The organism is Mucilaginibacter sp. RCC_168 (assembly GCF_041355315.1).
Lineage (GTDB): Bacteria > Bacteroidota > Bacteroidia > Sphingobacteriales > Sphingobacteriaceae > Mucilaginibacter.
Genome location: NZ_JBFUPN010000051.1, coordinates 1 through 6,664 on the forward strand (window position 1 = coordinate 1; position 6,664 = coordinate 6,664).

The following is a 6,664-nucleotide window of genomic DNA, read 5'->3' on the forward strand; positions in this document are numbered from 1 at the left end:
CCTGCTGGAGTTGCTGGCAAACAGCGTTCCTGCTTCTGCGGCAAACCTTCCTGCGTTGAATAAGCCATCAGATATTGCCTATGTGATCTATACGTCAGGTTCGACGGGCCACCCGAAAGGAGTGATGGTAGAGCACCGGAATGTGGTCAGCCTGATGTGGAGCGGTCAGCACCTGTTCGGCTTCGGGTCTGCTGATGTTTGGGTTATGGCTCATTCCTACGGTTTTGATTTTTCAGTATGGGAGATGTACGGGGCGCTTCTTTACGGCGGTCGTTTGGTAGTCCCTGACTGGGAGACGGTACGCGATGTTCGCTTGCTTTATAACCTGGTCATCCGGGAGCGTGTCACGGTGCTGAACCAGACACCGGGAGCATTCTATAACTTCCTGTCCGAGGATAAGCACCGGGAAGATTCGGATCTGGCGGATCACCTGCGTTACGTGATCTTCGGCGGGGATGCTTTGGATGCGCGTCAGTTACGGAGCTGGTCAGAGCGTTATGGGACTGATAAGATCCATCTGGTGAATATGTACGGGATCACGGAGACGACGGTTCATGTGAGTTATTATGAGCTGACCTCATCGGATATATACGGGGACTCTTCCTCGGGGAGCGTGATCGGTCGAAGTATACCGGGGGTTGTTATTTATATACTGGACGGAGGCGGTCAGTTATTGCCCCCTGGCGTAGCCGGGGAGCTTTATGTTGGGGGTACAGGAGTATCCCGGGGCTATCTGAACAACACAGCGCTGACCTCATCCCGTTTTTCAGCGGATCCTTTCGTATCCGGAGGGATGCTTTACCGGACAGGCGATATCGGTCGTTGGGATTCCTCGGGGAAAGTAGAATACCTTGGGCGTTCGGACAGCCAGGTAAAGCTCCGTGGTTACCGGATCGAGCTTGGCGAGATCGAGCGCGTACTGGGGAACTACGCGGGCGTAGAAAAGGCGGTGGTATTGTTAGGCGGAGAAGAAAGCAGCCGTTACCTGGTTGGATATTATACATCAGGAGCGTTGATTGATGAGGGATCACTCCGGAGCTATGCTGGTCAGCACCTTCCGGTCTATATGGTACCGGTTTACCTGATCCGTGTAGATCGTTTCGGTCTGACGGGGAACGGGAAGTTAGACCGGGAGAGCCTGCCAGATCCGGTGGCACTGGGTCTTGGGGAATCGGATAGCTATGTAGCGCCTGGGACTGACCTGGAGGAGCAACTGGCTGAGATCTGGAAAGAGGTGCTGAACCGGGACCGGGTTGGTGTGACGGATAACTTTTTTGAACTGGGTGGTGATTCGATCAAAGCTATACGTATCACCAGCTACATCATGAAAAATATAAATATCCGGTTAGAACTGAACGAATTGTTTGAAAGCCCAACCATAGCGGCGATCGCACAAAAGATAGAAATTAGAGAAAAAACAATATACGAACAGATACCAGTTGCCAAATCACAGGAATATTATCCATTGACAAATGCCCAAAAAAGATTTTGGATTATGGATCAATTAGAGGACAATGAACGGTCTACCTATAATATTTCCGCGGCGTACAGCTTAAAGGGAGATATCGACAGCTCGTTTTTAGATCAGGCATTTCAAATCCTGATCGACCGGCATGAAAGCTTACGCACAACTTTCGTAACCCTATATTCTGAGCCATACCAAAAAATAAATAAGCTAGAGGATATTGCTTACAAACTGGAATATATCGATTTGACCAGAGAATCTGAAAAGCAAGCAAGAATTAAAAAGCTATGCAGCGAATTAATGGGTCAAAAATTTGATCTGTCGACAGGACCACTGCTGAAAACAAATTTATATAAGTTGGACTCAAAGGATTTTGTGTTTTTTTTAGTCTTACACCATATAATAGCTGATGAATGGTCACTTGAAATTCTGGTTAAAGAAATACTGGGATTATACAATGGTTTTGTAACAAATAATCCTTATCAACTAAATCCACTAAAGATTCAATATAAAGATTTCGCGGTTTGGCAGCATGATTTATTGCAGCAGGACAGTGTAAAAAAACTAAGGAACTACTGGGTATCACAGTTTAATGGCGACTTACCCGTGCTTGCATTAGATACCGATTACAAACGGCCGGAAATCCGTAAAAATAATGGTGCAATGCTCGGCATTATGCTCGAAAAAGATACTACGTATGAATTAAATAACTATGCCCAATCACATGGAGCAAGCCTTTTTATGTGCGTAACCGCGATCATAAATGTGCTGCTATACCGATATACAGGACAAAAGGACATCATCATAGGAACAACAACAGCAGGACGTGATCGCGATGAACTTGAAAACCAAATCGGGTTTTATTTAAATATATTGGCCATCAGAAATATTCTTAACCCAGAGGATAGTTTTGAATCAACACTGAAAAACGTCAGAGATGTGATTATTGGGGCGTTCAGGCATCAGTCTTATCCATTTGATAGATTACTGGAGGACCTGGACCTTCCTCGGGACTTCGGCAGAATGCCTTTATTTGATGTTGCCATATCCTACCACAACGTCGGTAATCTGCAAAAAGAGCAGTATAAATTCTCTGAGTTTTCAGTCGGAGGATATTATACAGAGATAATGGTAAGTACATATGATCTGGTGTTTCATTTTGAAGAATTCAGCGAAGGATTGTCTCTGCAAATAGAATATAATACTGATTTGTTTGTACCTGCCCGTATAGAAAAAATGCTGAAACATTTTAAAAATATAGCGAATGGAATAGATAATGAAAACCAATTAGTTATAAGCAAAATCAGATATTTAGAAGAAACCGAAATCAACCGGATAAAGAACTTAGGCAGCGAAGTTCCGTCACCAGGATTTAGTAAAAGGACGATAACAGAAGAATTCGAACATAAAGCAGCCCTTTTTTCTGAAAATACCGCCCTTGTATTCCGGGACCGATCGTTAAGTTACTGCCAGTTAAATGAAAAAGCCAACCAGTTTGGACATTACCTGCGTTCAAAATACAATATAAAAAATGATGAAATAATAGCAATTAGTATTGATCAATCAGATTGGCTGGTAATTGCACTGTTGGGAATATTGAAGTCAGGAGCAGCTTACTTACCTGTTGATCCTGAAACGCCATCGGATAGAATTGCTTTTATCTTAAAAGATGCCCGGGTAAATATTTTAATCACGGACTCTGAAAATATGTTTAATGATGGCCTAAGAAACCAATCACAAATAGAACTGGTGGTTATAGATATTCAGCAGGAATGGCTGCAGTTATCTACTGATAACCTTGGGCATATTAATAGACCCACTGATTTAGCCTATGTAATTTATACGTCGGGGTCGACAGGTCATCCCAAAGGGGTAATGATAGAACACCGTAATGCATTGAACATGTCCCTGGCGGTAATCGATGAGTTTTCCATAACCGAAAAAGACAGAATTCTTCAGTTTGCAGCTGCTTCTTTTGATGCTTCTGTTTATGAAGTTCTGACGGCGTTACATTCGGGGGCAGCTATAGTGATCATCAACAAACCATTCATGCTTGCGCCTTCGGTATTTATAGCTCAGTTGAAATCGCTAAAGGTCAGTATAGCAACATTTCCACCTACTTATCTTGCCACATTTGAGGAGGAGGATTTTTCCTTTTTGCGAATTTTGGTAACTGCGGGGGAGGCGGCCAACGTTCGTCAATTAAGTACACTTAGCAAAAAACTGCACGTGTATAATGCTTACGGCCCAAGTGAATGTGCGGTCTGTACAACTATTTACAGGGTGAAGCCTGCTGACCATTTAAGGCTGCGCATCCCCATTGGAACACCTATTGGCGGTGTAAAAATTTACATTTTGAGTAACCAGCTGCAGATGGTACCAATCGGTGTCGAGGGCGAAATTTGCATCAGTGGAGCGGGTCTGGCCCGAGGATATATGAACCAGCACAGGCTTACTGACGAAAGATTTGTCACGAACCCATTTGAACCAGGCGCAAAATTATATAAAACAGGTGACCGGGGTAAATGGACGGACGACGGAACAATGGAATATACAGGGAGACAGGATTTACAGATCAAACTGAGAGGTTACCGAATAGAGGTAGAAGAGGTAGAAAAGGTGATGGAAAGCTACGAACATGTTTTGTCGGCGGCCGTTGTACTTAAAGAAGCCGAAGGGAATAAGTTCCTTGCTGGTTATTATAATAGCCGCTCTGATATAAGCAGTCAACTATTGAGGGATTATTTGGAACTTAAAATTCCGAAATATATGATTCCTGCACATTTAATTCAGTTAAACGAATTTGTATTGACCACAAACGGAAAGATTGATAAAAGGAGATTGCCCGAACCTTTTTTTACCCTCAAAGAAGCAAATGCTGAATCCGATGCTCCATTAAATGAAAATCAGCTCAAACTTTTAGATATTTGGAAAGAATTACTACCATCCGCGGATATCGGGTTGGACAGTGATTTTTTTGAACTAGGTGGAGACTCAATTAAGGCAATCCAGGCCGCAACACGGATACATCGTGAATTTGGGGTGGCCATTACTCTTAACGATATTTTCGTCAATACGACAATCAGAACGCTTGAGTTATTGGTGGAGAAAGCTCAATTGGAGCCGTTCGATCAAATTGCTGCCGCTCCTCAGCAACCTAACTTTGTACTTTCCCACGCGCAACTTGGGCTTTGGATTATAGACCGTTTGGGAAAAGATCAGACGGCCTACAATCTTCCTATGGCTTTCGAAATGCAAGGGGCCTTGGATCGTTCAGCGCTACAGCATGCGTTTAAACAATTAATTGACCGTCACGAGATACTTCGTACTCGTTTTGTCGAGGTGGATGGTGGGCCACGTCAGGAAATAATAGATGTTTCAGACTATGTTTTTAATATAGAGCATGAAGATTTACGTGAAGTGGCTGAAAAAGAACGGTTGGCACTTGTGATCGCATCAAGGGAAGCGGCGATACGTTTTGATCTCAGCATTGGGCCGATAATCAGATGCAGAATATTGAGGCTTAAAGAAGAAAAGACGATCATTCTACTGACTTTGCATCATATCATTGCCGACGGATGGTCAATGAATATATTTTTCAAGGAACTAATCAGCTTTTATAAGGCATTTATAGATAAGAAGGAAATTTATATGTCACCTTTAAAAATCCAATATAAGGATTTTGCGGAATGGCAGCATAACTGTCTTTCCGGCAACAATGGTCAATATCACCGGAAATACTGGCTCAACCAGTTTTCAGATAGGCCGCTGGCACTTAATCTCCCTACAGATTATGAGCGAAAAGATGTATTGAAATATCACGGCAAGAGAGATGATTTTTATTTGAATGGTCAGGAATTTGACAAAATTAATGCTCAACTGAAGGATTCAGCAGTTACGTCATTCATGATTTTTTTATCAGCGATCAACACGTTGCTTTATAGTTATACAAATCAGACAGATATCGTTCTTGGTACACCTTTAAATGCAAGAAGCCATCCCGATTTAGAGAATCAGATTGGAATGTATCTGAATCTCCTACCGCTAAGATTTAAATACAATGCATATTTTTCTTTTGAAGAATTGTTGGAGAATGTGAAAATGGTTACTTTAAACAGTTACGAACATGATATTTATCCCTTCGATTTGTTAATTCAAGAATTAAAAATAGACCGCAATTTGAATCGATTCCCTTTGTTCGACATACTGATTCAAACTGGGGCCGGGGATACTATAAATTTAGAGAAACAGGACTTTTCGTTGGAAATTGAAGAATTAAGTTTCGATAGTAACACAAGCAAGTTTGATCTGACTTTTAATTTTTCACAAAGTAGCGGCCAAATAGAAATTTCGATAGAATATAATACAGACCTGTTTACAGACAACTCTATAAAACAAATGGGAAATGACTTGACAGAGCTCATTCGAATAGTTGCTAATGATTGCTCCCAAAAATTGTCCGATATAAAAAAACTCCTTCCTTCTTTCAAAAACAGAGAACATAGTGATAATGCCTTTTTTGTGACCAGAGAAATTAGTGAAGATTTTTGATGTACGTAAGAATTTCAGATTTAGAAGTAAATACCGTATTTATATGAATAAAAAGTTAATTCACGAAGTGTTTGAAAAGCAAGTAGAATCTTCATCCGACCGTACTGCTGTCCAGGATGGGTTTAATCATATAACGTATACGGAATTAAATAGCCGCGCTAACCAATTGGGGCACCTGTTGATAAATCTGGATCTAGGAGATTGTCCGATAGTTGCCACATTAATGCCTTCAGGCATAGAATTGATTAGCACCATACTTGGAATATTTAAGACCGGTGGAATTTATCTTCCTTTAGACGAAAGCTTCTCTGAAAGTAGATTCAGGCACATATTTTTTCAGACGAAGCCAATAGTGTTAATTACTATGGAAGGGTGGAAGGAAAAAGTTCAAAAATGGGTCGATGAAATGAAACTTGAAATCCCGCATATGCTTGTTTTAGGTGAGGACAGTGTTGGGCTTTTTTCAAAAAAAGCAAATACAGCACGGTCAGTCAAAAACAATACGCTGCCACTGTCAAATTTAAAAATGACTGTTGATGAGAACTCGGGTAATTATATTGTATACACCTCCGGATCCACTGGCGGGGGGAAGGCTATTTTAGGATGTCATAAAGGGTTGAGCCATTTTATTCACTGGGAAATTGAAGA

Annotated in this window: 2 protein-coding genes; both read left to right on the plus strand. The window is 41.6% G+C overall.

Annotated features, from left to right (window positions below):
- Positions 1-55 precede the first annotated feature (55 nt).
- Positions 56-6,016 carry an amino acid adenylation domain-containing protein gene (locus AB6735_RS27775; RefSeq protein ID WP_370999444.1) on the plus strand — a complete coding sequence of 1,987 codons (5,961 nt, stop codon included), beginning with the start codon at positions 56-58 and terminating at the stop codon, positions 6,014-6,016.
- A gap of 43 nt (positions 6,017-6,059) precedes the next feature.
- On the plus strand, positions 6,060-6,664 hold a 605-nt coding region (locus tag AB6735_RS27780), incomplete at its 3' end, for an AMP-binding protein (protein ID WP_370999445.1).